General features: G+C 65.5%; 22 protein-coding genes. 7 read left to right on the top strand and 15 right to left on the bottom strand.

Annotated features, from left to right (window positions below; translation table 11 throughout):
• The first annotated feature begins 58 nt into the window (after positions 1-58).
• Together AU252_RS11020 and AU252_RS11015 are read left to right on the top strand one after the other, a co-directional pair.
• Positions 59-1,708, top strand: coding sequence for an MDR family MFS transporter (locus AU252_RS11020; protein ID WP_058930750.1), 1,650 nt, complete (start codon positions 59-61; stop codon positions 1,706-1,708).
• Between the two features lie 347 nt (positions 1,709-2,055).
• Positions 2,056-3,495, top strand: a complete 1,440-nt coding sequence (locus AU252_RS11015) for a sugar porter family MFS transporter (RefSeq protein WP_058930749.1) — start codon at positions 2,056-2,058, stop codon at positions 3,493-3,495.
• Positions 3,496-3,505: 10 nt separating this feature from the next.
• Here AU252_RS11015 and AU252_RS11010 read toward each other — a convergent pair whose 3' ends face one another.
• From AU252_RS11010 to AU252_RS10995, 4 genes are all read right to left on the bottom strand, one after another.
• Positions 3,506-4,027, bottom strand: a complete 522-nt coding sequence (locus AU252_RS11010) for a GNAT family N-acetyltransferase (RefSeq protein ID WP_058930748.1) — start codon at positions 4,025-4,027, stop codon at positions 3,506-3,508.
• A 177-nt stretch (positions 4,028-4,204) separates the two neighbouring features.
• Positions 4,205-5,368 (bottom strand): mannitol-1-phosphate 5-dehydrogenase, encoded by a 1,164-nt coding sequence (locus tag AU252_RS11005; protein ID WP_058930747.1) that lies wholly within the window; start codon positions 5,366-5,368, stop codon positions 4,205-4,207.
• Complete coding sequence (locus AU252_RS11000; RefSeq protein ID WP_058930746.1) at positions 5,368-7,431, bottom strand: PTS mannitol transporter subunit IICBA; 2,064 nt, start codon at positions 7,429-7,431, stop codon at positions 5,368-5,370. Before AU252_RS11000 ends, AU252_RS11005 begins: the two co-directional genes overlap by 1 nt.
• A gap of 49 nt (positions 7,432-7,480) precedes the next feature.
• The gene (locus AU252_RS10995) at positions 7,481-8,209 is read right to left on the bottom strand and encodes a TetR/AcrR family transcriptional regulator (RefSeq protein WP_058930745.1); all 729 of its coding nucleotides are present in this window, start codon (positions 8,207-8,209) and stop codon (positions 7,481-7,483) included.
• A 160-nt stretch (positions 8,210-8,369) separates the two neighbouring features.
• On the opposite strand from AU252_RS10995, the gene ptsP reads away from it, so the two are divergent.
• Together ptsP and AU252_RS10985 are read left to right on the top strand one after the other, a co-directional pair.
• Positions 8,370-10,055 carry a phosphoenolpyruvate--protein phosphotransferase gene (ptsP, locus tag AU252_RS10990; protein ID WP_058930744.1) on the top strand — a complete coding sequence of 562 codons (1,686 nt, stop codon included), beginning with the start codon at positions 8,370-8,372 and terminating at the stop codon, positions 10,053-10,055.
• A gap of 79 nt (positions 10,056-10,134) precedes the next feature.
• A complete protein-coding gene (locus tag AU252_RS10985) occupies positions 10,135-10,413 on the top strand; it encodes an HPr family phosphocarrier protein (RefSeq protein WP_058930743.1) in 279 nt (92 codons plus the stop codon).
• Here the strand turns inward: AU252_RS10985 and AU252_RS10980 are convergent.
• The gene (locus AU252_RS10980) at positions 10,379-11,164 is read right to left on the bottom strand and encodes an alpha/beta fold hydrolase (RefSeq protein ID WP_058930742.1); all 786 of its coding nucleotides are present in this window, start codon (positions 11,162-11,164) and stop codon (positions 10,379-10,381) included. The two genes, AU252_RS10985 and AU252_RS10980, sit on opposite strands and share 35 nt — an antisense overlap.
• Positions 11,165-11,214: 50 nt before the next feature.
• Between AU252_RS10980 and AU252_RS10975 the strand changes: the two genes are divergently transcribed.
• On the top strand, positions 11,215-11,601 hold the full coding sequence (locus AU252_RS10975; RefSeq protein ID WP_058930741.1) for a helix-turn-helix domain-containing protein: 387 nt from the start codon (positions 11,215-11,217) through the stop codon (positions 11,599-11,601).
• A gap of 60 nt (positions 11,602-11,661) precedes the next feature.
• On the opposite strand, the gene AU252_RS10970 is transcribed toward AU252_RS10975, so the two are convergent.
• Complete coding sequence (locus tag AU252_RS10970; protein ID WP_058930740.1) at positions 11,662-12,879, bottom strand: PucR family transcriptional regulator; 1,218 nt, start codon at positions 12,877-12,879, stop codon at positions 11,662-11,664.
• A gap of 233 nt (positions 12,880-13,112) precedes the next feature.
• Between AU252_RS10970 and ald the strand changes: the two genes are divergently transcribed.
• On the top strand, positions 13,113-14,231 hold the full coding sequence (ald, locus tag AU252_RS10965) for an alanine dehydrogenase (protein WP_058930739.1): 1,119 nt from the start codon (positions 13,113-13,115) through the stop codon (positions 14,229-14,231).
• A 140-nt stretch (positions 14,232-14,371) separates the two neighbouring features.
• Here the strand turns inward: ald and AU252_RS10960 are convergent, their stop codons facing one another.
• The 9 genes from AU252_RS10960 to AU252_RS10925 form a co-directional block, all read right to left on the bottom strand.
• Positions 14,372-15,910 carry a S8 family peptidase gene (locus AU252_RS10960; RefSeq protein WP_058930738.1) on the bottom strand — a complete coding sequence of 513 codons (1,539 nt, stop codon included), beginning with the start codon at positions 15,908-15,910 and terminating at the stop codon, positions 14,372-14,374.
• Positions 15,911-16,081: 171 nt separating this feature from the next.
• Positions 16,082-17,152 carry a Gfo/Idh/MocA family protein gene (locus tag AU252_RS10955; protein ID WP_058930737.1) on the bottom strand — a complete coding sequence of 357 codons (1,071 nt, stop codon included), beginning with the start codon at positions 17,150-17,152 and terminating at the stop codon, positions 16,082-16,084.
• Between the two features lie 131 nt (positions 17,153-17,283).
• The gene (locus AU252_RS24545; RefSeq protein WP_240484379.1) at positions 17,284-17,853 is read right to left on the bottom strand and encodes a transposase; all 570 of its coding nucleotides are present in this window, start codon (positions 17,851-17,853) and stop codon (positions 17,284-17,286) included.
• A gap of 52 nt (positions 17,854-17,905) precedes the next feature.
• Positions 17,906-18,553 carry an IS110 family transposase gene (locus AU252_RS24540; RefSeq protein ID WP_240484378.1) on the bottom strand — a complete coding sequence of 216 codons (648 nt, stop codon included), beginning with the start codon at positions 18,551-18,553 and terminating at the stop codon, positions 17,906-17,908.
• A 358-nt stretch (positions 18,554-18,911) separates the two neighbouring features.
• Positions 18,912-20,630, bottom strand: a complete 1,719-nt coding sequence (locus tag AU252_RS10945; protein WP_058930736.1) for an ABC transporter family substrate-binding protein — start codon at positions 20,628-20,630, stop codon at positions 18,912-18,914.
• Positions 20,631-20,679: 49 nt separating this feature from the next.
• Positions 20,680-22,911, bottom strand: coding sequence for a dipeptide ABC transporter ATP-binding protein (locus AU252_RS10940; RefSeq protein ID WP_058930735.1), 2,232 nt, complete (start codon positions 22,909-22,911; stop codon positions 20,680-20,682).
• The gene (locus AU252_RS10935) at positions 22,908-23,879 is read right to left on the bottom strand and encodes an ABC transporter permease (protein ID WP_058930734.1); all 972 of its coding nucleotides are present in this window, start codon (positions 23,877-23,879) and stop codon (positions 22,908-22,910) included. Before AU252_RS10935 ends, AU252_RS10940 begins: the two co-directional genes overlap by 4 nt.
• 2 nt (positions 23,880-23,881) lie before the next feature.
• Positions 23,882-24,865 (bottom strand): ABC transporter permease, encoded by a 984-nt coding sequence (locus AU252_RS10930; protein ID WP_058930733.1) that lies wholly within the window; start codon positions 24,863-24,865, stop codon positions 23,882-23,884.
• Positions 24,866-25,225: 360 nt separating this feature from the next.
• Positions 25,226-25,834, bottom strand: a complete 609-nt coding sequence (locus AU252_RS10925; RefSeq protein WP_058930732.1) for a TetR/AcrR family transcriptional regulator — start codon at positions 25,832-25,834, stop codon at positions 25,226-25,228.
• 120 nt (positions 25,835-25,954) lie between these two features.
• Between AU252_RS10925 and AU252_RS10920 the strand changes: the two genes are divergently transcribed.
• On the top strand, positions 25,955-26,515 hold the full coding sequence (locus tag AU252_RS10920) for an NAD(P)H-dependent oxidoreductase (RefSeq protein ID WP_058930731.1): 561 nt from the start codon (positions 25,955-25,957) through the stop codon (positions 26,513-26,515).
• Positions 26,516-26,681 lie beyond the last annotated feature (166 nt).

Raw genomic sequence — 26,681 nt, 5'->3', positions numbered from 1 at the left:
ACATAGTTACTGAAAGCAACTATCGAGCGTGATCCCTTTTTCTTTCCTGGAGTAGCCCATGTCCAAAACAACCGCTGTGCGTGCCGCCGGCGAAACCCTGACGCAGCGTCAGATCGTCACCGTGATGGTGGGGCTCATGCTGGGCATGTTCCTGGCATCCCTGGACCAGACCATCGTGTCCACATCCATTTACACCATCGCCAACGACCTCGACGGGCTGTCCCTCCAGGCGTGGGCCACCACCGCCTACCTCATCACCTCCACCGTCAGCACGCCGCTGTACGGCAAGCTGAGCGATATTTTCGGCCGCCGCCCGCTGTACCTGACCGCCATCGTCATCTTCCTGGCCGGCTCGCTGTACGCCGGCTCAGTTCACTCCATGACGGAACTGGCCATCGCCCGCGGTGTCCAAGGCCTGGGCGCCGGTGGCCTGCTGGCCCTCGCGCTGACCATCATCGGCGACATCGTGTCCCTGAAGGACCGTTCCAAATACCAGGGCTACTTTATGTCCGTGTTCGGCATCTCCTCCGTGCTCGGCCCGGTGGTGGGCGGCGCGTTCGCAGGTTCGGCCAACATCCTGGGCTTTGACGGCTGGCGCTGGGTGTTCTTCATCAACCTGCCCATCGGCCTGGCGGCCCTGGCCGTGGTGTTTATGTTCCTGCACCTGCCGGCCAAGCACGTGAAGCAGAAGATCGACTACTTCGGCGCAGCCGCCATCACGCTCGCCATCGTCCCGCTCCTCCTGGTGGCGGAACAGGGCCGCAGCTGGGGCTTTACGTCGCTGAACTCCTTCCTCTGCTACGGCCTGGGCGCGATCGGCATCGTCTGGTTCCTGCTGGCTGAAAAACGCGCCGGCGACTACGCCCTGATCCCGCTCCGGCTCTTCCGGAACGCTACTTTTGGCCTGTCCTCGCTGCTGAACTTCATCATCGGCATCGGCATGTTCGGCGCCATCGCCATGCTGCCCATGTACCTGCAGCTGGTCAAGGGGCTCACGCCCACCGAAGCCGGCCTGATGATGATCACCTTCACCCTCGGCATCCTGACCGGTTCCATCACCGCGGGCCGCACCATTTCGGCGTCGGGCACGTACCGGATATTCCCCATCGTGGGAACGGGCATCCTCACCGCCGCCGCGCTGGTTATGGGACTGTCCCTGGGCGTGGAAACGGGCCTCTGGGTTCCCGGCGTGATCGCCGTGTTCTTCGGCATGGGCCTGGGTTTCTGCATGCAGCCGCTCACGCTGGCCATGCAGGTCTCCGTGCCCCCGAAGGACATGGGTGTGGGCACCTCCTCCGCGGCGTTCTTCCGGTCCATGGGCGGCGCGGTGGGCACGGCCGTGTTCATCTCCATGCTGTTCAGCCTCGCCGCGAGCCGGATCGCCGACACGATGAAGTCAGCCATGTCCAGCGCCGACTACCAGGCCGTGCTGCGCGACCCGGCCGTGGCCGCGGACCCCGCCAACGCCAAGCTGTACGAGTTCTTCCAGAATGGGGCATCGAACGAATCGCTCAATGACACCAGCTGGCTCCATACGGCCAACAGCGTGCTGACCCGCCCCATCACGGAGGGCTTCGCCTACGCGATCGACACCGTGATGCTCACCGCCGCCGTGCTCACCGGGATCGCGTTCCTGATCAGCTTCGCCCTGCCGAACAAGAAGCTGACGGACCCGAAGGTCGCCAAAGAGCCTGTGGCGGCGCACTAAGCCGCTAGATTCTCCGCACTCGCGCGGCAACCTGTCACGGCAGGCAGTCTTTTGGACTGCCTGCCGCTGTCGTTCCGCGGAATCCCGGGCTTTTCCGTGCCGACCGGCCCAAAAGCGTGCCCTGCGTGACGCGCGGGCGCACCGGACCCCCTTACGGAGGTGGCGGACGACGACGGCGGAACACCCCGCCGTCGTCGTCTTTCTGTTTCGGAGGGTACAAGTCGCAAGTGGAACGGCGGGCGGTGACGTGCCACACTGTTTAGCGCGTGTGCGCCGGCCTGTGAGCCGGTACCGCAGCCGACGACGTCCGCACCGCATCCACCCGACCCCCAAACCCAGGGAGCAGCATGCCCACCGCCAAGGAGCAGACCACCGCCAAGATCCCGCAGCGGGTGATCTGGCTGGCACTCGCAGGCGCGGTGGGCGGATTCCTGTTCGGCTTCGACTCCTCCGTGGTGAACGGTGCAGTGGACGCCATCAAGGACGAGTTCGCGCTCTCCGAGGCCGTCACCGGCTTCGCCGTGGCCATCGCCCTGCTGGGCTGCGCGGCAGGCGCGTTCCTCGCCGGCAAAGTCGCCGACCGCTACGGCCGCATCCCCGCCATGAAGCTCGGCGCGCTGCTGTTCCTGGTCAGCGCCATCGGAACCGGCTTCGCCTTCGGCGTCTGGGACCTGATCTTCTGGCGCCTGGTGGGCGGCCTGGGCATCGGCCTGGCCTCGGTGATCGCACCGGCCTACATATCCGAGATTTCCCCGCGGCAGGTCCGTGGCCGGCTGGCGTCGCTGCAGCAGCTGGCCATCACCACCGGTATCTTCGCCGCACTCCTGTCCGACGCGCTCTTCGCCACCACCGCCGGCGGGGCGGACCAGGCCTTCTGGCTGGGCCTGGAGGCCTGGCGCTGGATGTTCCTCGCCGCGGCGGTTCCCGCCGTGGTTTACGGCTGGATCGCTTACACCCTCCCGGAATCCCCGCGGTTCCTGGTGTTCCAGGGCAAGGAAGACGAGGCCCGCAAGGTGTTCGACTCCATCGCGCCGTCCGAGGACACCGACCGGCACATCCGCGAGATCCAGGACGCCATCGAAGAGGACAAGCTGTCCGGCCAGAAAGGCTCGCTCCGCGGCAAGACCTTCGGCCTGCAGGCAGTGGTCTGGGTGGGCATCGTCCTCTCCGTCCTGCAGCAGTTCGTCGGCATCAACGTGATCTTCTACTACTCCACCACGCTGTGGAAGGCCGTCGGTTTCCAGGAGAAGGACTCGCTCACCATCTCGGTGGCAACCTCCATCACCAACATCCTGGTGACACTCGTGGCCATCGCCCTGGTGGACCGGATCGGCCGCCGCCCCATTCTCCTGGCCGGGTCCATCGGCATGGCAGTCTCACTGGGCACCATGGCGCTGGCGTTCTCCGCCGCGGTCGGTTCAGGCTCCGAGATCTCCCTGCCGGGCGCCTGGGGTCCGGTGGCCCTCGTGGCGGCCAACATCTTTGTGGTCAGCTTCGGCGCGTCCTGGGGCCCGCTGGTCTGGGTGCTCCTCGGCGAGATCTTCCCGTCCAGGATCCGGGCCCGCGCCCTGGGCCTGGCCGCGGCCGCGCAGTGGGTGGCCAACTTCGCTATCACGCTCAGCTTCCCCGTGATGGCTGCCGCTTCCCTGCCCCTGACCTACGCCATGTACGCACTGTTCGCAGCTGCGTCGTTCTTCTTTGTGATGTTCAAGGTGCCGGAGACCAACGGCATGTCCCTGGAGCAGGCCGAGACGCTGTTTGTGCCCAAGGGTTCCAAGAAGGCATAGCGTCCCGGGGTCAGAGCGTGAGCTTCATGCCCTCATGGCTGGCGTCAAAGCCGAGGCGTTCGTAGAACCGGTGGGCGGCCGTCCGGGTCTTGTGCGTGGTCAGCTGCATCAGCGTGCAGCCGCGGCGCCGGGACTCGTCGATGGCCCACCCCACCATCAGGTTTCCCAGGCCCTGGCCACGAAGGCTGCCCGCCACGCGGACCGCCTCAAGCTGCGAGCGCCAGGAGCCCTGCCGCGAAATGCCGGGCAGGAAACTCAGCTGGAAGGTGGCCACGACGGGGCCGTCGGCTGCCCCCATCGGGTCGTACTCCCCCACTACGAGCAGGTGGCAGGGGTCGGCGTCGATCGCTTCGAAGGCCCGCTCGTAGGGCTCCATCCCGTGGCCCAGTTCGCGGCTGGCGCCCAGGGAATCGTCGGCCAGCAGAGCCACGATGGCAGGCAGGTCCCCGGACACGGCGTGCCTGAGGCGGAAGGTCCCGCCGTCGACGTCGGCAGTCAGCAAGGCGGTCAGGGCGCCGGGGTTCGTGGTCATCTCCCCAGCATTCCACAAGGCTTGCGACCCTATCCCCCCGAGACCCTCTCTCACTTTCGGTGCCTTAAAACGCCAACGCTCGCTCATCCATGCAGTTCACAGGTGAGAGAGCGTTGGCCAAAAACCCGCAGGAAGTGAGAGAGGGTTCCGGGAAAACCCGCAGGAAGTGAGAGAGGGTCAGGCCGGGGCCTTCGCCCCTTCCGCCTGGCGTTCCTCCACCAGCGTGGACACCGCCGCGAACAGCGGGTGCTCCGGCGCCAGCCCGGTGATCTTGGCCGTGGCGTCAGCCGCCGATGATGCCGCCAGGATCTGCGCGAGCTCGGTGGCCTCGGCGTCGGCGGGGTCGGTGAAGCGCAGGGCAGCGGCGATGGCACCCAGGAGCGCCTCCGGCACGATCCCGCGTTCGGCCAGTTCGGCAGCCGGGCCGATGAACCGTTCGTGCCGGCTGAGCTTGCGCATCGGGGCGCGGCCCACCCGGTTCACGGTGTCCGGCAGATGTGGGTTGGAGAACCGGACCAGGATCTTCTGGACGTAGGCCTCCTGCTCATCGTTGTTGAAGCCGTGCTTGGCCACAAGGAGCTGCTTGGTTTCCTCGAGGACCGCGCGGACGTCTTCCGCCACGTCCTGGTCGGCCATGGCCTCGGAGATCTTTTCCAGCCCGGCCTCAAAGCCGAAGTACGCAGCGGAGGCGTGCCCCGTATTCACGGTGAAGAGCTTCCGCTCGATGTAGGGCGAGAGCTCGTCCACGAAGGTTGCGCCTGGGATGACCGGGGCCGCATCGCCAAACGCTGTCCGGTCGATGACCCACTCGTAGAACGTCTCCACCGTGACGTCCAGGCCCTGGCCCGGCGCCTGGTTGGGCACAATCCGGTCCACGGCGGTGTTCGCAAACACCGCCGCGTCGTCCAGGGAGCCGGCGGCGTCGTCCCAAAGGGCGGCGACTTCGGCCCGCAGGATGTCCGTGGCGTTAATGGCGTTCTCGCAGGCCATGACCTGCAGCGGCGCCAGCCCGGCAGCCCGCGCCGCGATGCCCTTGGTGATGGCGGGGGCCACGAACTTCAAGATGTGCGGCCCCACGGCTGTGGTGACAATGTCCGCCGTCGCGATTTCCCGCACCAGCGCCGCTTCCTGCGTGCCGGAGTTCAGTGCGCGGAAGTTGTCCACCGTCCGGACGATGGGGTTCTCCCCCACCTCGTGGACGTTGTAGCTGTCTGCTGCCGCGAGCTGGTCGATGAGTGCGTCCGCGACATCCGCGAAGACCACCTCATAACCGGCCTGGTGCAGCAGCAGCCCCACAAAGCCGCGGCCGATGTTCCCGGCTCCGAAATGTACTGCCTTCACTATGCGTTCACCTTTCCGAACAGCTCCAGGACTTCCTCAACGGACGTGGCCGCTTCCAGCTGCGCCACCTGGGCCTTGTCGGTGAAGACCTTCGCGATGGAGGACAGGATGTGGAGGTGTTCGTTGTTGATGCCGGCCACGCCCACCACAAACTTGACCTGCTTACCGTTCCAGTCGATGCCGTCCGGGTAGCGGATCACGGACACCGCGGACTTCAGGATGTGGTCCTTTGCGGCGTTGGTGCCGTGCGGGATGGCCAGGAAGCTGCCCATGTACGTGGATACGGATTCCTCGCGCTCGTGCATGGCCGCGAGGTAGCCCTCGTCCACGGCGCCGCGGGCCAGGAGAAGCTGGCCTGCTTCGTCGATGGCCGCGTCACGGGTGGTGGCGGTGCCGTTGAGGATGACGCTGTCGGCCACGAGGATGTCCGACGGCGCGACGGCGGTGGGTGCCGTACCGTTGCCAGCGGCGGGTGCCGCATTCACCGGGGCACTGGCAACGTGCGCGCCGTGGCCGGCGCCAGCTGCGGTGCCGGCAGCACCGGCGGCGGCAGCACCGGCGTCGGGCGTTGCGCCTTCGGTGTTGTGCTCCTTGACCAGTTCCACAATCTCGTCGTACCGCGGGCTGTTCATGAAGTTATCCACCGAGAAGTGCGCGGCGCTGGACGTGACGGGCTTGGCGCGTTCGGTCAGGTCCTGGTGCGTGATCACCACGTCGTAGGTGTCACTGAGGTTGGCGATCGCCGCATTGGTGACCTTGACGTCCGGGAAGCCGGCAGCCTTGATCTTGTTCCGCAGCACCGAGGCGCCCATGGCACTGGAGCCCATGCCGGCGTCGCAGGCGAACACGATGTTCTTGATGGGGCCGGCCAGGACAGCCGTGCCCACGCCTGCACCGGCGCCGGTCAGCACCGAGGAGACGGAGCTCTTTTTGCCCTTCATCGCTTCCATCTTGGACGTGGCATCGCTCAGGTCCACCTCGTCGCTGTGCTTGGTGGTTTTCAGGATCACCGAGGCCACCAGGAACGAAACCGAGGTGGCGAGCACCACCGCGAGGATCACCCCGACGTAGCTGTCACGGGACGTCTGGGCGAGCACGGCGATGATTGAACCAGGCGCCGCCGGCGCAACGAGGCCGGAGCCGGTGATGGCCAGGGTGGCGATACCCGTCATGCCGCCGGCGATCGCGGCCAGGATCAGCAGCGGGCGCATCAGGACGTACGGGAAGTAGATTTCGTGGATGCCGCCGAAGAAGTGGATGATCGCTGCGCCGGAGGCCGAACCCTTGGCCAGGCCCTTCCCGAAGAACATGTACGCGAGCAGGATGCCCATGCCGGGGCCGGGGTTGGCTTCAAGCAGGAACAGGATGGACTTGCCCTGCTCCAGCGACTGCTGGATGCCCAGCGGGGTCAGCACGCCGTGGTTGATGGCGTTGTTCAGGAACAGCACCTTGGCGGGCTCGATGAAAATGCTGGTGAGCGGCAGCAGGCCATTGTTGACCAGGAACTGGACCACGTTGCCGGCGGCCGTGCTGAAGGCCTGGACCAGCGGCGAGATGCCGTAGAAGCCCAGCATCGCCAGCAGCGCGCCCCAGATACCGGCCGAGAAGTTGTTGACCAGCATCTCGAAGCCGGGGCGGATCTTGCCCTCCCACAGGAGGTCGATCTTCTTCATGGTCCAGCCGCCGAGGGGGCCCATGATCATGGCGCCGATGAACATCGGGATGCCGGCGCCCACAATGACGCCCATAGTGCCGATGGCTCCCACCACGCCGCCTCGGACGTCGTAGACCATCCGGCCGCCGGTGTAGGCGATCAGCAGCGGCAGCAGGTATGTGATCATGGGGCCAACGAGGCCCACATTGGGCACTCCCTCGGCGTTGGTGCCGAAGCCGCCCAAGGCAGGGACCGGGATCCAGCCCTTCTCAATGAAGAGGGCCGTGATGAGGCCCCACGCGATGAACGCGCCGATGTTGGGCATGATCATGCCGGACAGGAACGTCCCGAACTTCTGGACGTGAACCCGCAGGCTGGTGCGGGGTTTCGCAACTGTCTCTGTTGCCATGTGCTTTCCTAACCGTCATTCCTGCTGCAGCGCAGGATGGGTCCGATACTTACGACGACGTGTTGGTGGAGATTCGGTGAAGCCATTCGAGGAAAAGTTTGAGTTCCGAGCTTGAAAGCTGGTCTGAGTGCGAAGCCTGAAGTGCGGCATTCAGGGCAATCGCAGCCACCACCACCGAGGACTTGCCGGAGTCTTCCGGGGCTGCCCCTTCGGCCTGTGCCGCAGACACCGCAAAGATCATGGCGTCCCGGGTCATGGTGGACAGTTCAAGGTTCCGTTCGGCGGCGGGTTCCGCAATCAGCATCAGGGTCACACCCACGTTGGCGGCCAGGATGGACCTGGCTGCTTCGCGCGGCTGGACGTTCAGCTGGCCCGCTGCCGCTGCCTTGTTCAGCATCTCCTCCATGAGCGCCTCGGCATCGGCAACGATGGCGGGGCGGCTTTCCGGGCGGATATTGCCGAACATCACCAGGTACAGTTCCGGCTGCTTGAGCCCGAACTGGACGTGGTTATCCCACATCCGCCGGATATCTTCCAGCGGATTTCCGGACGGGGCGAAGTCCCTCTCGCCCGCAACATACTCTTCAAAACCTGCGGCGACGACGGCGTCGAAGAGACCTTCCTTGTCACCGAAGTGGTGGTACAGCGTGGGCGCCGTAACCCCTGCCAGCTGCGTGATCTGGCGGGTGGAGACGGATGCTCCCGCGGACTTTGCCAGCAATTCGGCCGCTGCACGCAACAGACGCATTTTGGGGGGAAGCTGGCCATCCAAACTCATAGCCGCTACCCTATCACCTATAGCATTGCTATATGAACTGAATCACATACAATTTTTTCAGGCACGTTTCCGCCCTCGCACATAGTGGTCGCGGCGGCCCCGGCATGGCGCCGGGATAACCTAGGCGGGCCTGGCTACCGGCAGAGAATGAGGACCTTCAGTGCAGACCTTCCCAGGAGTTGGCGTCAGCCCCGGCCGCATCATCGGAACCGTCCGGCAGATGCCCAAACCGATCAGCGAACCCCCTGCAGGTGAGCAGCTGGCCGGCGGTACGTCCGCCGAAGAAGCCACGGCCGGGCTCAAGGCAGCCTCTCAGTCCGTCCACGACGAACTTAAGGCCCGGGCCGCGCACGCCACCGGAGATGGCAAGGCCGTCCTGGAGGCCACAGCGCTGATGGCCAAGGACACCATGCTGATCAAGGGCGCGGCCAAGCTCATTGCCCGCGGTCTCTCGAGCGAGCGCGCCATCTGGGAATCCGGTTCCTCCGTCGCGGAGATGCTCCATAACCTTGGCGGCTACATGGCCGAACGCGCCACCGACGTCCTGGACGTCCGCGCCCGGATCGTGGCGGAACTCCGCGGCGTCCCTGCGCCCGGCATCCCCACCTCCAGCACGCCCTTCATCCTGGTTGCCGAGGACCTGGCACCGGCCGACACCGCAACCCTGGACCCGAACAAGGTCCTGGCACTCGTAACAGCCGGCGGCGGCCCACAGTCCCACACCGCCATCATTGCGCGTTCGCTTGGCCTGCCGGCCGTCGTGGCTGCTATCGGAGTGGACGAACTCCCTGACGGCACGGAAGTCTATGTTGACGGCGCCGCAGGCAGCATCACCGCCGATCCCGATGGCTCGCTGCGTGCCGCAGCGGATGCATGGGCGGCCACAGCTTCCCTGCTGGCCGAGTTCAGTGGCACGGGCACGACGGCGGACGGCCACCTGGTGCCGCTCCTCGCCAACGTGGGCGGCGGCAAGGACGCCGAGGCGGCCGCCAAGCTGGGCGCCCAGGGCGTGGGCCTTTTCCGCACCGAATTCTGCTTCCTGGAACGCGATACCGAACCCTCCGTGGAAGAGCAGGCAGCCGCGTACAAGAGCGTGTTTGATGCCTTCCCGGGCAAAAAAGTGGTTCTGCGTACGCTCGACGCCGGCGCCGACAAGCCGCTTCCGTTCCTGACCGACTCCACGGAGCCCAACCCTGCCCTGGGCGTCCGCGGCTACCGCACGGACTTCACCACACCGGGCGTGCTGGACCGCCAGCTGGAAGCCATCGCCCTGGCCGAGAAGCAGTCCGAAGCGGACGTGTGGGTCATGGCCCCAATGATCTCGACGGCGGAAGAGGCGGCCCGCTTCGCCTCTATGTGCACCGACGCCGGCATCAATACGCCCGGCGTGATGGTTGAAGTCCCCTCCGCCGCACTCACCGCCGAGGCCATCCTGCGCGAGGTGGGTTTCGCGAGCCTGGGTACCAACGACCTCACGCAGTACGCCATGGCGGCCGACCGCCAACTCGGCCCGCTGGCAGGACTGAACACACCCTGGCAGCCCGCCGTGCTGCGCCTGGTGGGATTGACCGTGGAAGGCTCCCGCGCGGAAGGCCACAACAAACCCGTGGGCGTCTGCGGTGAGGCGGCCGCTGACCCGGCCCTCGCCGTCGTACTTACCGGGCTTGGCGTCAACACGCTGTCCATGACCGCGCGGTCCCTGGCCGCCGTGGCCGCGGTGCTGAAGACCGTTACGCTGGCCGAGGCGCAGCAGCTGGCCAAGCTGGCGCTGTCCGCGCCCAGCGCCACCGAAGCCAAGGCCTGGGTACGGGAAAAACTGCCCGTCCTTGAGGAACTCGGCCTCTGACCGGCCGGTTCGTACCAACCGCCCGCCTTCGACCCACCGCCCGCCGCTAGCCACAAAGAAGCACCCACCAGGAGGAACAATGCCCGAACGCATCGCCACCATCGCCAGCCGCTCCGGCCTGCACGCGCGCCCCGCCGCGCTGTTTGCGGAAGCCGCCGGAGGCGTGGGAGTTGAGGTCACGATTGCCATGCAGGGCGACCCGGAGGACGACGCACTGGACGCATCCAGCATCCTGTCGCTGATGACCCTGGGCGCCGCCAAGGGCGATGTTGTGGTGCTCCGGGCTGAAGGTGACGGCGCCGACGCGGCACTGGATTCGCTGGTCAAGCTCCTGGAAACGGACCTCGACGCCGAATAGGGGCCCAGCTGGTGATCGCGGCGGCCGCTGGTCCCGGGGCAGTGTGCTGGAAAACGTGGCCATGGCCGGAGATTTCCGTCATGCTGCCCTGGGGGGCCTGGGAAGCCAGCCGACGGCACCAGTCGGGCCCGGCCACCGGGTCCCTGCTGCCCCGCAACACCAGCAGCGGCTGGCTGATTCCGCGGATCCTGGCCTCAAGGGGATACTGCATCATCACTGGCAGCTCGGTGAGGTACCAGCGTGGGCCGGCCCGGAAATAGTCCGCGAAGACGATGGCATTCGCCGACGGGCTCTCGCTGAACATGGCGTCGCGGGTCAACGCCAGCGCCTGCCGCGCAACCGACCTGCGGCGGGGGTCCACCACGGGACCCATCAGCACCACGGCGTCCACGAGCTCCGGCTCCTGCAGGGCGAGTTCAACGGCATGCTGGGTTCCCATGGAATGCCCGATCACCACGCAGGACGTCACGCCGGCGGCGGCAAGCGCTGCCCGCACAAAAGCCACATACTCACCCACCGGCACCTGGCGCCGGGGCTTGGGCGCGTCGCCAAACCCTGGGAGGTCAAAGGAGTAGACGTCGGCTGCGAGGGACAGCTCCCGGTGCAGCCGAGCGAAGTAGCGGTGGGAAACGCCGATGCCGTGGAGAAGGACATACGTCGGTCGCTGCACATCGCCTGCTGGCGCCACGGAGCGGTACAGCCTGCCCGCTAGCCCGCCGGATTCAATGTCCTCGCCATCACTGAGCTTCATCCCGCGAGCTTACCGCCGCCGCCCGGAAGTGCGCGGGTTAGGCTTCTGGCATGGCACTGATAGCTCCACGCGTCACGGCTGGCCTGCCCGCCGACGACGCCCTGAACCTCGCGCGTTCCCTCCAGGACAGCAACGACATCACCGTGTTCGTGGACGGCACGGTCCACCGGCTGACGCCCCAGGCGAGGGACGCGGTTGTGGACCTGCTCGCTCGGCTGGGCCGCGGCGAAGCGGTGACCGTCAGCAGCGTGGAGGAAATGCTCACCACCTCCCAGGCGGCCGAACTCGCCGGGATTTCCCACACGTACCTGCGCAACATGACCGATCGCGGCGAGATCCCCGTGGAATACCGCGGCACGCACCGCCGGATCAGGCTGGCCGCCATCATGGCCTGGCTGGACCGGCAGAAGAAGCCAGAGCAGCCAGAGCAGGCCTAGCCCCGTCGTGAGCTGGCTCAGGGGTGGGCGGGTCCCGGGTGTTGAGTCCCGGCGCGCGAGCTAGATCCGCGGGCGCGCCGCCCAGCGCCGCATCTTCAGTGCAGCGTGGAGTTCCAGCCGGGGCATCCCCTTCAGCGGGTCCACGCCCAGGAGCTGCCGGATGCGGCCCAGCCGGTTGTAGATGCTGCTGCGGTGCAGGTGGAGTTTGGTGGCCACGTCCTGGACCGAGCCGTCGTTGTCATAGATGAGCTCAAGTACAGGGAGAAGCTCATCGTTACGGTCGTGGTCCTCCAGCGTCCGCACATAGACGGACCCGGAGTCAGCCCAGGCGCCGGCTCCCCCGCCCGCCGATGCCAGCAGCTGGTACACCCCGGTGGCACGGCAGTCCACCAGCTCGCCGAGCTGGGGGTCCACAGCCGCCGCCTGCGCCGCCAGCCGGGACTGCCGGTAGGCCTCGGCAAGCTCGCGCGGCTTGGCAAAACCCTCACTGATGCCCAGGATGATCCGGTGCACCGGCCGGCCCGAGCGTTTGGCCAGCTCCAGCTGGTAGTGGACCAGCACCTGGGCATGGTTGGCCCGGCCCACCGACTCACGGAACAGCACCACCGAATGGGTTTCCGTGCCGGCGCTGAACAGCGCCACGTCCACCCCCACCGTGGCCTGCAGGGCGGCTGAACGGTGGATCAGCGTGGAAGCGATGGGATCCGGGCCGCCGGCCCAGCCATCGGCGTCGAGCACCGTGACCATCTGCCACGGCCCCTTGCCCTGGATTTCCTTCCAGCCCGCCACGGCGGCCACCGCGTTGGCCTCGCCGGAACAGGCGGCCAGGAACTCGCGTTCGCGGCCCCGCCGAAACTCGGACTCGGCGGTGTTGGAGTCCAGCAGCAGGCCGGAAAGCAGCTCGATCTCCGGGGTCACGTCCGGCAACTGGGAGAGGATCGCCGTCGGACTTTCCTCTGCCGAGTCCTGCTGCACCCAGAGGTAGCCGACGCGGAAACCGCGCACCATCAAGGGGACGCACACCCGGCCCAGCATCCCGAGCTCCTGGTTGGCGGGAATCGCTACCGGGCGGACCGCCGTGGCGATGCCATGGGAAAGCTGCCAGGCGCTGACATCGGCCGGGACCCGCTTGCTCAACAAAAAGTTCACCCGGACCCGGTCCGCGTGGGACTGGTTGGAGCTGTAAGCGAGCAGCAGGCCGTCCAGGTCCTCCAGCGACAGCCCCCGGCCAAGCTTCTGCGCCACCTGCTCCACCAGTTGTTCCACGTCCTGCTGCATGGGGTAACCCTACTGCTCCGGCAGGCATCCCGGCGAACGAACAGCAGGCGACACCTGACGCCCTGACGCTGAACATTTGTCGACCCACGAAAGCAGAAATTCCCGGAATCACGGGGAGCTTACGCGCCCCGAACCCTGCTTTCCTGTCAGTTGGGTCACAACCGGATTTATTCTGGAATCACAACTTCCCCCGCAATTTCGGGCCTACCCGGCCCGAGAATATGGAGCCACAAATGATCATCGGTGTCCCCAAAGAGATCAAGAACAACGAATTCCGCGTCGCCATCACCGCTGCTGGCGTTCACGAGTTCCGCACCCACGGCCACACGGTCCTGGTAGAGCGCGGCGCAGGCTTGGGCTCAGGGATCACGGACGAGGAATACGCGATCGCCGGCGCCGAAATCGTTGCCGAAGCCGACGACGTCTGGGGCCGGGCCGACATGGTCATGAAGGTCAAGGAACCCATCAAGGCCGAGTACCACCGCTTCCGCAAGGGCATGATCCTCTTCACGTACCTCCACCTCGCCGCCGAACCGGAGCTCACGCAAGCGCTCATCAACTCCGGCGTCACCGCCATCGCCTACGAGACCGTGCAGGAAGGCCGCACGCTGCCGCTGCTGGCCCCCATGTCCGAGGTTGCCGGCCGTTTGTCCGTGCAGGTCGGGGCCACCTCCCTGATGGCACCCGCCGGCGGCAAGGGCGTGTTGCTCGGCGGCGTACCGGGCGTCCGCCCGGCCAAGGTGGTTGTCCTGGGCGCCGGTGTTGCCGGCACCAATGCCGCCGCGATGGCCCTGGGCCTGGGCGCCGACGTCACCATCCTGGACATCAACATCAACCGCCTCCGCGAGCTCGACGCCCAGTACCAGGGCCGACTCAAGACAGTTGCCTCCAACTCCTACGAGATCGAGAAGTCCGTCGTCGACGCCGACCTCGTCATCGGCTCCGTCCTGATCCCCGGCGCCAAGGCCCCCAAGCTGGTCAGCAACGAACTCGTGTCCCGCATGAAGCCCGGCTCCGTGCTCGTGGACATCGCGGTGGACCAGGGTGGCTGCTTCGAGGACACGCACCCCACCACACACCAGGAACCGACGTACAAGGTCCACAACACGATCTTCTACTGCGTTGCCAACATGCCGGGCGCCGTACCCAACACCTCCACCTACGCGCTGACCAACGTCACCCTGCGCTACGCCGTGGCCCTGGCCAACCTGGGCGTCAAGGCCGCCTTCGACCGCGACCCGTCCCTCGCCGCCGGCCTCAACATCGCCGGCGGAAAGGTTGCTCACCGCTCGGTCTCCGAGGCGCACAACCTGCCCCTCGTTTCGGACTGGCACGAGCTGGTTTCCGCGTAACTCTCCCCATGGTGCGAGAACGACCGCGGGAATCGCTGCGCACTTATCGCCGGATTGGCAGCCATCCAGTAAGCGTGCGTCAAAGCGACGAAGGAGCAGCACGCGTTGGATGACTGCCAATCCGGCGGACTTCGACAGGGTTAGCCGCCGATCGCGCGGAGAGCGTTCACCTGGCCGTGGCCGTTGAACCCGTTGTAGCCGGCACCGCCCTGGCACACCTGAGGTGCGCCGTTGTCCGTTGCAGGGAACGGGGCGTACACACTCATGTCAGCCGGGCAGTCCATCTTGTCGGCGGTGGTGTTGATCCGCGATGCCACGGTGCCCGGGTTGCTGACTCCGGTGCTGACCACCAGCGCCGCGACACCGGCAACGTGAGGTCCGGCCATCGATGTGCCTTGCAGGTAGCAGTACGTGGCGCCGCTCGAGTCGATCACCCTGCTGGCGCACGGTGCGGCGGACGGCCAAGCGGAGAGCACGCGGCCGTTAATGGCGGCCGCCGTCTGCTGCAGGATCGAGTCTCCACCAGGCGCGATCACGCTGACGGCGCCCACACCGTAGCTGGAGTAGAACGACTTGATCAGCTTGTTGCCGTTGGCGCTCACGCCGATCACGCCGGGAACTTCCACCGGAACCACGGCGCAGGCGTTGGTGATGTCGCGCGTGACCGGGGTGGTGTTATCCGGGCTGGTGACATCCTGGGTGGGATGAGCCAGGTCGTCTGACTGATTGCCTGCCGAGGCCACAATTGTGGTGCCGTTTTGCTGGGCAAACTTGATGGCCCGGCGCTCGGCTTCCCAGATGGCCCGCTGGGTGGGGTCATTCTTGCAGTTGAAGAGCCAGGGATCGGCAAAGTAGCTGTTGTTGGTGACCTGGATACCGTTCGATCCTGCCCACATGAAGGCGCAGACCACGGCCTCGGGGAAGAAGAAGCCGTCATCATTGCCGGCCTTGATCCCTGCAATCTTTACGTTGGGCGCAACGCCCACCATGCCGATGCCGTTCTTCGCGGCGGCAATGGTGCCGGCCGTGTGGGTGCCGTGGCCGTTGTTATCCATCCAGGCCGCCGGGGTCTGGTCCGGGACGCCGCCAACGCAGGAAACGCTCTTGGAGAAGTCAACATTCAGAGCCAGGTCCGGGTGCGTGTAGTCCAGTCCGGTGTCGATGTCGCCCACCACCACCGAGGCGCTGCCGCCGTTGATGGCGCGCGCCGCCGCCGGGGCCTGGATCTGGTCCATATCCCATTGGAGCGCGGCCAGGTTGTCGTCACCGGGTGCCGGGGTGCCGGGTGCTATGGCCGCCACAGCCGCACCGGAGTTGTCGTCTTCGACAGCCACGGCGAAGCCTGCTGTGGAAGCGGCCCCCTTAACGGAAGAGTCTGCCGCGCGCAGGGCCGCATCGAAGCCGCCTCGGTCTGACTTCACGATAGCCACACCGATCTGCGGATAGGCCTGCACCACGGTGCCGCCAGCGTCCCGCACAGCCGCAAGCGACCTGCCGGAAACCCCGTTGGCCTTGTACAGGACGATGTAGGTTTGGGTTCCCGCTTGGGCATTTGCCTGCATTCCGGTTTTGGCAGGCTGTCCATTGGCCGATAACGCCGCAGGAGCCGCGGCGGTCGAAAGGCCAATGGCGAGGGCGAATGCCCCGATTGGCGCCACAAGCTTGGTGAATCTTTGCATGGTGTTGCTCCAATTCTGCCGGCGGGCACCACGCGATCGCAGGTGCCGCTGGCAAGAGTCAATCGATCACGATCCTGACGGCTGTTTGCCTCGGATCCTTCCGGGCTACACCTGCCCAACAATTCGGTATCACCCGCAACAAGTGACATTAGTGACTCACCTCACGCAATTTCAAGAGCCGGCGGTTTCGGAGGCCCGGGCTGATTCGATAATCTTCAGCACCTCGACGGCGTCTGCCGGGTCTACCGGGAGGGGCAGCGCGGAGGCGGTTCCGCCGTCGTCGATCTTGGCTGCCAGGAGCCGGTAGAACTCGGGGTAGGCACCTCGTTCCGTGGGCAGCGGATCGAGGTGGCCGTCGCGGCCCAGGGATCCTGCCCATTCCGGTGCCTCAATGCCGTACTCAGTGTCCAGCGGGCTGCCGCCGGCAACGATGTACGGTTCCTGAGGGTCGATCCCGTGCTTGGTGAACGCGCCAGTGGCTCCGAGAATGCGGAAGCGCGGGCCCTGCTGGGCGCAAAGCATGTTCATGCTCAGGTGGCTGGTCACCCCGGAGTCGTGGTTGAGCACCAGGAAAACGTCATCGTCCACCTTCTCGTGCGGACGCCGCGCCTGCAGTTCCGCGTGGGCCACGGCGGCTGGACCGAAAAGCAAAAGCGCCTGGTCGATAAGGTGCGTGCCCAGGTCGAACAGCACGCCGCCGCCGTCCGCCGCCGTGGCGCTGGCTTTCCACGCCTTGGAGATGTCCGGGGACCAGCGCTCGAAGCTGGACTCAAAGCGGGTCACGCTGCCCAGTGCTTCGCCGGCCAGCAATTTCCGGACCGTGAGGAAATCGCCGTCCCAACGCCGGTTCTGGAAGACCGTGAGCACCCGGCCCAGCCGCTCCGCGAGGGCGATCAGTTCCTGCCCCTCGGCAGATCGGACCGCGAAAGGCTTGTCCACCACGACATCCAGCCCGGCCTCCAGGGCGGCCTTCGCCAGCGGGAAGTGAGTGGCCGGCGGGGTCCCCAGCACCACAAGATCAAGGTCACTGGCGAGCGCAAGGACCGCATCGCCGTCGGGCACTGTTTTGGTGCCGGTGTACCGCTGCGTCGCGGCGGCCTGCCGGCCGGCGTCGGACGTCGCGATCACGTCCAGCGCGTAGCGGGGATCCGCCGCGATGAGCGGCGCGTGGAAAACGCTCCCTGAGAGTCCATAGCCGACGACGGCGGTGCGGATACGGTGTTCGGGTTCAGTCCAGGTCATAGGGGAAACGGTACCCGCACGCTCTCTCACTAGTCCGAAAATGGAGGGGACGTGACCGCGGTCGGTGCGCACTGTGGTGCACTCCGTCGTGGTCTGGCGGGTGTTGGTGTTGGTATGAAGACGGGGTAGGGTCAGGCTGCGGGTGCGAGGGTGACGGTGTAGCCGAGGGCTTCGAGCTGGCGGATGTGGCCTCGTTTTCTGCTCTCGGGGTCGGTGCGGCGGCTGAAGTAGTCGGGGCCGAGGTCGTTGAACCGGGCGTCCGGGTCTTGGAGCAGGTGCCAGATGATCACGAGGATGGAACGTCCGGTGGCGACGATAGCGCGTTTCTTGCCCCGCCGCCGCGCGATCCTCTGGTGGCGTTCGCCCAGAAAGGTGTGAGTTTTGCTGGCCCCGACGGCGGCCTCGCCCAGGACCCGGGCGAGATAGCGGTTGCCGTGTCCGGTCGAGCCGTTTCCCTTGGTCTTCCCCGCGGAGGAGTTGATGCCCGGGGAGAACTTCGCCCAGGAACACAGGTGCCCCGCGGTCGGGAACCGGGTCATGTCTACCCCGATTTCGGCGATAATAGCGGCAGCAGCGACGGGGCCGATGCCCGGGATCTCATCCAGGCGTTCCGCTGCCGCCGCGAAAGGGGCCAACTGCCCCTCGATCTGTTCATCGACCGCGGCGATATCGGCATCGATGCCGTCGATCCTTGCCAGCATCCGGGCCAGCAGGAAGGCGTGGTGGTCATCAAATTGGCCGGTGAAGGCCTCCTCAAGTTCGCTGATCTTCCCCCCGCATCCGGGTCCGGGCCAGCTGCGCGAGCCTACTCGGGTTCCGTTCGCCGGCGATGAGCGCCGCCATCATTTCCCGCCCGGACACCCCGAAAATATCCGAAGCGACGACGGAGAGCTTGATGCACGCGTCCTCGAGGAGTTTTTCGACCCGGTTCTTCTCCGCGGTCCGGGTTCCGACCAGATCAGCGCGGTACCGGGTCAGGTCCCGCAGCCGGCGGATCGGGGCAGGCGGGACGAAACTGGGCCGCAGCATCTGCCGCTCGGCGACCTTGCACAGCCACACGGAATCGAGCACGTCCGTCTTCGGCCGGCCCGGCAGATGCTTCACGTCGCGGGCGTTGACCAGCCACGGCTCGAGCCCGTGCGCCTCCAGGAGGTAAAACACCGGCTTCCAATAGTCCGAAGTCGCCTCCATCACGACCCGCTCGATCCGGAGGTCCACGAGATGGTTGGCCAGCTCCATCAACGACCGCGTCATCGTGGAGTGCGTGGACACCTCCTGCAACCGTTTCCTCCGGTCCCCTTCCGCGGGGACCCGGACACAACACACGAGTTCGGCCTTGCCAATGTCGATCGCGGCGACTCTGGCAATGATCTGATCCTCATCCTGGGTTTCAGCCAGCATGGCTACTGCTCATCTCCTCACAGAGCGGAACTTCTGATTATCGAAGCGGCCGCCCGCGGGGATCACCGGGAAAAATCGGAATCTAGTCCTCGTTCTCGGTAAAAGGAAACAGTGAAGGGCCCACGGCGTGATCCCCGGCGCCCGGCTTAATGACGGACTGAAAGAACCATAGTGACTACGGCGTCGGCAGGCGACCACAGGCACATTTTCAGCCCGGAACGGGCGCCCCGCAAGGGGCATACAGGCTTAATGTGCATTAAAGCCAAACGCTCTCTCACCTCCCGCGGATGACTGGCCGGAAGTGAGAGAGCGTTGGCGAAAACCCTGCGTTAAGTGAGAGAGCGTTGCAGGGAGGGTGTTACTTCTTGATCCAGCCCAGGGTGGACCAGTCCGGAACCTGGGAGAGGCTCTGGAACAGGGACGGGCCGTAGTTGGCCAGGCCGGTGCGGACGAAGGAGATCTGCGGGCCGTTCATCACAACACCCATGGAGAAGTACTTGGCCATGTGCTCCTTTTCAACTTCCATGGCTGCCTTGTTGCGCTCGGCGTTGTCCTCGATGGAGGCGAGATCGGCGATCTTCTTGTCCAGCTCGGCATCGCCAAGACCGTTTTCGTTGACCTTGGAGTCGTAGTACTGCTTGACGGCATCGGTGGAATCCGGGCCAACGGTGTAGCCGGAGACGCTCATGTCGAAGTCGCGGCCGCCGATGACCTTGCCGAAGTCGGCGGAGGCACGCTGGTCAATACCAACATCCATGCCGCCGGCCTGGAGCTGCTTCTGCAGGGTCTGGGTGAAGGCGAGGGTGGTGGGGTCGTCACCGAAGTTGCTGATCTTGAAGGCGGCGGGCTTGCCGTCCTTCTCCATGATTCCGGCGGCGTTCGGCGCGTAGCCAGCGTCGGTCAGGACCTTCTTGGCAACGTCCGCGCCGGTTTCCTTCACAGGGTAGTTGTCCTGGTAGTAGTCCGAGAACGGCAGGACCATCATGGAACCGGAGCTGGGCTCTTCCCAGTTCAGGCCATTGAAGCGGACCTTGCGGAGGGCTTCGCGGTCAACAGCGGCGAAGATGGCCTCGCGAACGGCGACGTCGGTGATCTTCTGGGCATTGATGTTCATGCCACCGGCGAAGAGGCGCTGGCCACGGCGGACCTCGGAGTCCTTGGTGCCCTCAAGCTGCTTGTACAGGGCGATGGTGTTGGCGGACATGGCATCGATCTCGCCGTTCTTGAAAGCAGCGATCTGTGCGCTGGTTTCCAGCTGGCGGAAGACGACGCTTTCCAGGACCGGCTTGGTGCCCCACCACTTGTCGTTGGGAACCATGGTGACGGTCTTGGCTGCGGCGTCGTACTGGTCCACCTTGAAGGGGCCGGCCATCCATTCCGGATGCATTTCGCCCACGAAGCCTTCGTTGAAGATCGCAGGCGTGTTCACGGCCGGGTGGATCAGGCCGAAGAAGAGCGAATCCACGGGGTAAACCGGCTGGGTGGTCTTGACGATGATTTCTTTGTCGCTGCTGCCAGCCTCGACGGACTCAACGAATTCATAGGCCCCCGAGCTCACAATGTCGTAGCCGGCATCCGGACTCTTCAGGATGTTCCAGGTGTTCTGGAAGGCCTTGATGTCGATCGGGGTGCCGTCGTTGTACGTGGCCTTGTCGTTGACCTTGATGGTGACGGTCTGCTTGCCGTCCACAACCTTGCTCTCCACCGACTCGCAGAAGTCCTTGTTCGGCGTTGCCTTGCCGACGAAGTCGACCTTCCAGCAACCGCCGATGCCGCCACTGTTCACGGCCACCGGGTTGATCGGGGCCATCATCGCGGAGTTGTCCGAGCTGTTGCCGTTGTTGGAGAACCCGTTGAAATCCGGCCCGATGCTGCCCAGCGGCAGGGTGACCTTGCCACCAGGCTCAAGATCAGCGGCCGGCTTCTCGTTGATGCTGATGAGCTTGGCCAGGTCACTGCCCGTTCCCTGCCCCTTGGCGGTTTCCGGTCCGGTGGGTGTTCCGCCACCGCCGCAGGCCGTCAGCGCCAGGGCTGCGGCAATGGCCGCTGCGCCGCCGATCTTGGTCAGATTCCTCATGGTTTTCCCTTCATAGGTGCGGGTGGTGCTTGTGATGGGTCGAAAAAATCTAGGGTGCATGGGGTTCCGCCGTTTCGTGGACCACCAGCATGTGCTCGTCCAGTTCACCATCCGGGAAGAAGCAGGCGAACTGCTGATCCGGTGTAGGCGCCGGGCCGGCCTCCAAAATCTCCACGGCAGCGGAAGGCTGCACGGCCTCGAGCGGGGGCTCCAGTGCCAGGCAATGCTCCTGTTTCGCAGCGGGAAGCGCCGCGAAGACGGGGCAGCGGGTGGCGAAGTTGCAGCCTTTCGGGGCATCCAACGGAGAAGGCAGGTCGCCTTGAAGGATGATCCGCTCCCGAGTGCGCTCGAACTGCGGGTCCGGGACAGGGATCGCGGACAGCAGCGCGCGGGTATACGGGTGGCGTGGGTTATCGAAAACCCGGTCCACCTCCCCGATCTCCACAATCTTGCCCAGGTACATCACCGCCACCCGGTTGGAGATGTGGCGGACCACGGACAGATCGTGGGCCACCATGAGGTAGCTCAGGCCCAGCTCCGCGCGGAGCTTGTCCAGGAGGTTGATGACGCCGGCCTGGACCGAGACATCCAGCGCGGACACGGGCTCGTCCAGGACCACCAGTTTGGGGTTCACGGCCAGTGCCCGGGCGATGCCCACGCGCTGCCGCTGTCCGCCGGAGAACTGGTTGGGGAACCGGTTGACGTGGTCCGGCTGCAGGCCCACCAGATTCATCAGTTCCATGATGCGTTTTTTGATGGCCCGCTTATCCATGCCGGCGTTCTGGAGCGGCTCGGCCAGAACCTCGTAGACGGTGAAGCGGGGGTCCAGGGCGCCGGTGGGATCCTGGAAAACCATCTGCATTTCCCGGCGCATGGCGCTTTTGGTCTTGGCGTCGGCGGCCTGCTTGTTGCTGATGCCGCCGATGATCACCTCGCCGTCCTGGTCCTTGTGGAACTCCATGATTTCCAGCAGGGTGGTGGTTTTGCCCGAACCGGACTCGCCCACAATGGAGAAGCACTCACCTTCGCGGATGTCGAAGCTCAGGCCGTCCACGGCCTTCACGGTGCCGATGCGCCGCTTGAGCAGGGCACCCTTGGTCAGCGGAAAGTGCTTACGGACATCCCTGAGTTCCAGCACGGTTGAGCGCTCCCCGCGGGGGATGAGGTCAAAGCGCGAGACCGGGACCGGCGGGGCGGAAAAGATCTCGTGGACATCCACGTCCCCGCCGAGGGAACCGGATTTGATGCAGGCTGCCTGGTGGTAACCAGTTCCCGGAACCGGGCTCAAAGAGGGCTCGCCGTCCAGGCAGGCATCGGTCACCAGCGGGCACCGCGGCGCGAAGGAGCAACCGGTGGGGGTGTGCAGGAGGTTCGGCGGGATGCCGTCGATGGGGACCAGCGAGGATTTCTCCGCGACGTCCACGCGTGGCACCGCCCCGAGCAGGCCCATCGTGTAGGGCATCCGGGGATCGTAGTAGATGTCATCCACGCTGCCGGTTTCCACCGGCTTGCCGGCGTACATCACCATGATGTCGTCGGCGATGCCCGCCACCACGCCCAGATCGTGCGTGATCATCACGACGGCGGCGCCCGTTTCCTCCTGCGCCGTATGCAGCACCTCAAGCACCTGGGCCTGGATGGTGACGTCCAGGGCCGTCGTCGGCTCATCCGCGATCAGCACGCGCGGGTTGTTGGCGATGGCGATGGCGATCATCACGCGCTGGCGCATGCCGCCGGAGAACTCGTGCGGAAAAGCCCTGAGCCTGTTCCGGGGGCTGGGAATGCCCACCATTGCCAGGAGTTCGACGGCGCGGGTTTCCTTCGCCGCCTTGCTCATGCCGGGGTTGTGGATGGTGAGGGCCTCGGTGATCTGGGTGCCCACCGTGTACACCGGCGTGAGGGAGGACAGCGGGTCCTGGAACACCATGGCGATGTCGTTGCCGCGGTACGCACACATGGCTTTGTCGCTGAGGCCCAGCAGTTCCTTGCCCTTGAGCCTGACCGAACCGGAGATCTCGGCGGTGGCGGGCAGCAGGCCCATGATGGCCAGCGATGTTACCGATTTGCCGGACCCGGACTCCCCCACGATTCCCAGCGTTTTGCCGGGCATCAGGTCGAAGTTGACGCCCCGGACGGCATGCACAGCCCCGTTTTCGGAGTTGAAGCTGACGTTCAGGTCCCTGACGGACAGGACAGCGTCCGACGGCGAGTGGAGACCGGCGATGTGGAGCTGCTCAGCGGCTGTGGAGGCCGGGTCAGCCGGCTCAAGGAAGGTGCTCATTTGCTCTTCTTCTCTGCGCTGTTCTTTTTGGCCCGGCCAACCGAACTGGAGCTCGGGTCGAAGGCGTCGCGAAGGCCATCGTTCATCATGGCCAGGGACCCCGTAAGCAGGAACATCACGGTGAGCGGGACCCAGAACATCCACGGGAAGGTCTGGACCTGGGACGTGGCGCCGCCAATCAGCACGCCGAGGCTAACATCCGGCACCTTGATGCCGATGCCGATGAAGGAGAACGCCACTTCGGCCAGGATGGCCCCGGTGACGCCGCGGGTGATGTCCAGGACCAGCAGCGACCCGATGTTGGGGACCAGGTGCCGCCACACGATGCGCCGGGGCGGGACGCCCATGTACTGGGCCGCCTTGACGAAGTCCCGCTGCATCAGCGACATGGACATAGAGCGGATAAGCCGCGCGGTCCCCATCCAGCTGAACACCAGGAGCACGATGATCAGCAGGAGCCAGCTGGGGAGGTTCTTCTTCAGGCCGTCCCCTCCGCCGCTGGTGGCCACTGCCACCACCAGCAGGGCGGGCATCATGATGAGGGCCTCCAGGACGAAGAGCATCACCTTGTCCACTTTTCCGCCGAAATAGGCCATGGTGCAGCCATATACCGCGGCGACCAGGACGGACACGAGGCCCACGATCAGACCGATCAGGATGGAGATCCTGGTGCCTTCGACAGTCATGGCGTAGAGGTCGATGCCGGCCTGCGACGTGCCGAGGAAGTGGTCGCCGGAAGGCGGCATGCCGATATTGAACGGGTCGATGGTCTCCTTGTCCCAAGGAGTGAAGTACCCGCCGACGAAGGAGAAGATGGTGAGGCCCAGGAAAACCGCCAGCCCGGCGACGGCAGTCTTGTTCCGCATGAAGCGGCGGAAAATGATGGTGGACTTGGCGATCACCACATCGGTTTCGAGGTGCGCGTCCTGCGCCACGGCTGCCGGATCAACGGCGTTGAGGTTGGTCATGGCTACTGCACCCTCACTCTCGGGTCAACAAGCGTGGTGGCGAAGTCGGCGAGGATGGCGCCCAGGGCGAAGATGACCGAGCCGTAGGCGAGGGTGGCCGTGGCCGCATTCACGTCCTGCAGCGAGATGGCGTCAATGCTCCAGGACCCCACTCCGGGCCAGGCGAAGATCTTCTCGGCGAAGAAGCCGCCGGCGAAGATGGCCGGGATAGTGAAGGCGATGCTTTGGGCGACCGGGATGAAAGAAACCCGGAGGGCGTGCCGGGTGATGGCCTGGTTCCGGGTGAGCCCCTTGGCCCGTGCCGTCCGGACGAAGTCCGCATTGACGTTATCCAGCAAGTACTGGCGCTGCGCGATCTGGTACGAACCCCAGCCGACGAGGGTGATGGCGATCGTTGGAACTGCATAGTGGCCCACCATGTCCACAAACTGCGCCCACCCGGGCTGCATGCCCGGAGTGGAGATGCCCGTCACGAAGAAGATGCGCTCCCCGACGGTCTCGTTGATGTTGATGGCACCAAGCTGGACCAGGAAGTAGGCAATGGGGGCGGGCACGATGTATGCGAGGTAGCTATAGGACGTGATCACGCGGTCCTGGAACTTGTACTGCCGGGCCGCCGAGTAGACCCCGAGGGCGACGCCGATGACCAGCGTCAGGATGATGGATGCGAGGAAGAGCCGGGTGGAGATCCACACACGGTCCCCGAATTCAGCGTTGATGAAGGCGCCGTTGGGGCTGCGTCCCCAGTCCCAGCGGGTCACGATCCCGGTGAGCCACTCAACGTAGCGCTCCCATGGGCTGAGGTCCGGATCCAGACCCTTCAGACGCATGGAATTGGCGACCTGCTCGGGGGTGGGACGGGGAATCCGTTCCTGTTCGAGGAGGGCTGGCTTGAGGGAGCTGACCGCCAGGAAATAGCCGGCTGACGTGGTCAGGAAAATCATGAAGACGTAGGTGATGCCGCGCTTGGCGAGGTACCTGATCATGTGGCAGCTACTTCAGGATCGTTGCCGCCGGGATTCTGGAAGAACCCTGCAAGGGATCGTCCTGGGCTGGCAACGGACTTCCTGCCTTCACTACATCCACGTTCCAGATCCTTCCGATTTCCCCGCCAGCAACGGGTCTCGCCGCCACCGGGTCTCCACCAGCGTGTGGCCGGCCTCCCGCGACCAGCGCAGAGTAAGTCCGGGTGGACTATGTTGCGGGTCACATTCCAGAGGAAACTACCACAGAGTAGCGTCGGAAATGCGGGCACCTGAGCGGAATCCGTGCGCTCCGTATCAGATTGTTATGAATAATTCAGTGGAATTGATATGACTGGACGAGCCACTGGATTCAGGCGTACTCTACCGCCCGCGGACCACCCGCGTAACAAGTTCCCGCCAGGAGTCCGTCAGCCGCTCGGGCGCCAGGCCGTGGACGCGGACGGCGTGCAGGAGCCGGTCCGGATCCAGTGTTGCGGTCAGGGACATGGCCATCAGCAGCGGATCCGCATCCATGCCCTCCTCCCGGAGGAGGAGCTCGATGTGGCGCTGCCACAGCTTGGCTGCCGGGACCTCGTACCGGCTGCGGGCCGAAGCCTCGGCGGCCCTCGCAAGGTCCCCATGCTCCATCACATACGCGATCCGCTCCGCACCGAAGGCGATCAGCCGCTCCAGGCCCGGGGCGCCCGGCCCCAAGGGCGGCGGGCCGAACATAAAGCGGGCCTGGAATGCGGCCTCGGAATCGCTCAGCAACGTCATCATCAGCCCGGCGCGGCTGCCGAATCGGCGGAAGACGGTGCCCTTGCCCACGCCGGCCCGCTCGGCCAGCCTGTCCATGGTCAGGGCGTCCGGGCCACACTCGGCAATCAGCTCCCGCGCCGCGCCCAACAGCCGCTCACGGTTCCGGGCAGCATCACTGCGCTCAGCGGGCGGGCCGGAGAGCGAACCGGGCAGCAGCGGGATAAAGCTCACAGTCCATATCCTAGACCCGGGAATAATAATCGGACTACGGTCCGTTTAGTCCATGAAGGCACCAAGCCTCCACCCTTCCACCGGCCAGCGGTCCCGCCGCGGCCCACTAAAGGAGTCCGTATGTCGAAGAAGAGCACCGTCCTTACCCTTGTTGGCAGCCTCCGCGCCGAATCCACCAACCAGAAGCTCGCCGAAGCAATCCAGCTGAACGCTCCCGAGCAGGTTGACGTGGTCATCCACGAAAGCCTGGGCAACATCCCGTTCTACAACGAGGACATCGACGTCGAGGGCCAGGTTCCCGCCGCGGCCGCCGCCCTCCGCGCAGCAGCCAACGACGCCGACACCATTCTCCTCGTGACCCCGGAGCACAACGGCACCGTGCCCGCATCGCTGAAGAACGCCATCGACTGGCTGTCCCGCCCCTTCGGTGCCGGCGCCCTCTCCGGCAAGCCCACCGCCGTCGTCGGTACCGCATTTGGCCAGTTCGGTGGCGTGTGGGCACAGGACGAAGCCCGCAAGGCAGTGGGCATTGCCGGCGCCCAGGTGCTTGAGGACGTCAAGCTCGCCGTCCCGGGCTCCATGGTCCGCTTTGCCGAGCTGCACCCGAAGGACGATGCCGAGGTAGTGGAGCAGATCAAGGGCGTCTTCGACGCACTCGCCGTCGCCCAGCCGGCAGCGTAAGGCAGCCGCACGCAGCAGCGCCAAGCAACCAAAAGCCCCGGGCACCGCAAGGTGGCCGGGGCATTTGTTATCGCACCGTGAGCGGACCGGCGCTCACGCCCGTACGTGTGACCAAGTCTTGTTCCAACCGGTACCTCGCGGGCATTTTCAGGGCTGATGGACCGCC

Origin of the sequence: Pseudarthrobacter sulfonivorans (genome assembly GCF_001484605.1) — a bacterium.
GTDB lineage: Bacteria > Actinomycetota > Actinomycetes > Actinomycetales > Micrococcaceae > Arthrobacter > Arthrobacter sulfonivorans_A.
This window is presented reverse-complemented; position numbering and strand designations above follow the sequence as displayed.

Bases quoted from the DNA above. Each gene is read 5' to 3' on its own strand.
- AU252_RS11020 (WP_058930750.1), top strand. From the start codon at position 59: ATGTCCAAAACAACCGCTGTGCGTGCCGCCGGCGAAACCCTGACGCAG.
- AU252_RS11015 (WP_058930749.1), top strand. From the start codon at position 2,056: ATGCCCACCGCCAAGGAGCAGACCACCGCCAAGATCCCGCAGCGGGTG.
- AU252_RS11010 (WP_058930748.1), bottom strand. From the start codon at position 4,027: ATGACCACGAACCCCGGCGCCCTGACCGCCTTGCTGACTGCCGACGTC.
- AU252_RS11000 (WP_058930746.1), bottom strand. From the start codon at position 7,431: ATGGCAACAGAGACAGTTGCGAAACCCCGCACCAGCCTGCGGGTTCAC.
- AU252_RS10995 (WP_058930745.1), bottom strand. From the start codon at position 8,209: ATGAGTTTGGATGGCCAGCTTCCCCCCAAAATGCGTCTGTTGCGTGCA.
- AU252_RS10985 (WP_058930743.1), top strand. From the start codon at position 10,135: ATGCCCGAACGCATCGCCACCATCGCCAGCCGCTCCGGCCTGCACGCG.
- AU252_RS10980 (WP_058930742.1), bottom strand. From the start codon at position 11,164: ATGAAGCTCAGTGATGGCGAGGACATTGAATCCGGCGGGCTAGCGGGC.
- AU252_RS10975 (WP_058930741.1), top strand. From the start codon at position 11,215: ATGGCACTGATAGCTCCACGCGTCACGGCTGGCCTGCCCGCCGACGAC.
- AU252_RS10970 (WP_058930740.1), bottom strand. From the start codon at position 12,879: ATGCAGCAGGACGTGGAACAACTGGTGGAGCAGGTGGCGCAGAAGCTT.
- ald (WP_058930739.1), top strand. From the start codon at position 13,113: ATGATCATCGGTGTCCCCAAAGAGATCAAGAACAACGAATTCCGCGTC.
- AU252_RS10960 (WP_058930738.1), bottom strand. From the start codon at position 15,910: ATGCAAAGATTCACCAAGCTTGTGGCGCCAATCGGGGCATTCGCCCTC.
- AU252_RS10955 (WP_058930737.1), bottom strand. From the start codon at position 17,152: ATGACCTGGACTGAACCCGAACACCGTATCCGCACCGCCGTCGTCGGC.
- AU252_RS24545 (WP_240484379.1), bottom strand. From the start codon at position 17,853: ATGCTGGCAAGGATCGACGGCATCGATGCCGATATCGCCGCGGTCGAT.
- AU252_RS24540 (WP_240484378.1), bottom strand. From the start codon at position 18,553: ATGCTGGCTGAAACCCAGGATGAGGATCAGATCATTGCCAGAGTCGCC.
- AU252_RS10945 (WP_058930736.1), bottom strand. From the start codon at position 20,630: ATGAGGAATCTGACCAAGATCGGCGGCGCAGCGGCCATTGCCGCAGCC.
- AU252_RS10940 (WP_058930735.1), bottom strand. From the start codon at position 22,911: ATGAGCACCTTCCTTGAGCCGGCTGACCCGGCCTCCACAGCCGCTGAG.
- AU252_RS10935 (WP_058930734.1), bottom strand. From the start codon at position 23,879: ATGACCAACCTCAACGCCGTTGATCCGGCAGCCGTGGCGCAGGACGCG.
- AU252_RS10930 (WP_058930733.1), bottom strand. From the start codon at position 24,865: ATGATCAGGTACCTCGCCAAGCGCGGCATCACCTACGTCTTCATGATT.
- AU252_RS10920 (WP_058930731.1), top strand. From the start codon at position 25,955: ATGTCGAAGAAGAGCACCGTCCTTACCCTTGTTGGCAGCCTCCGCGCC.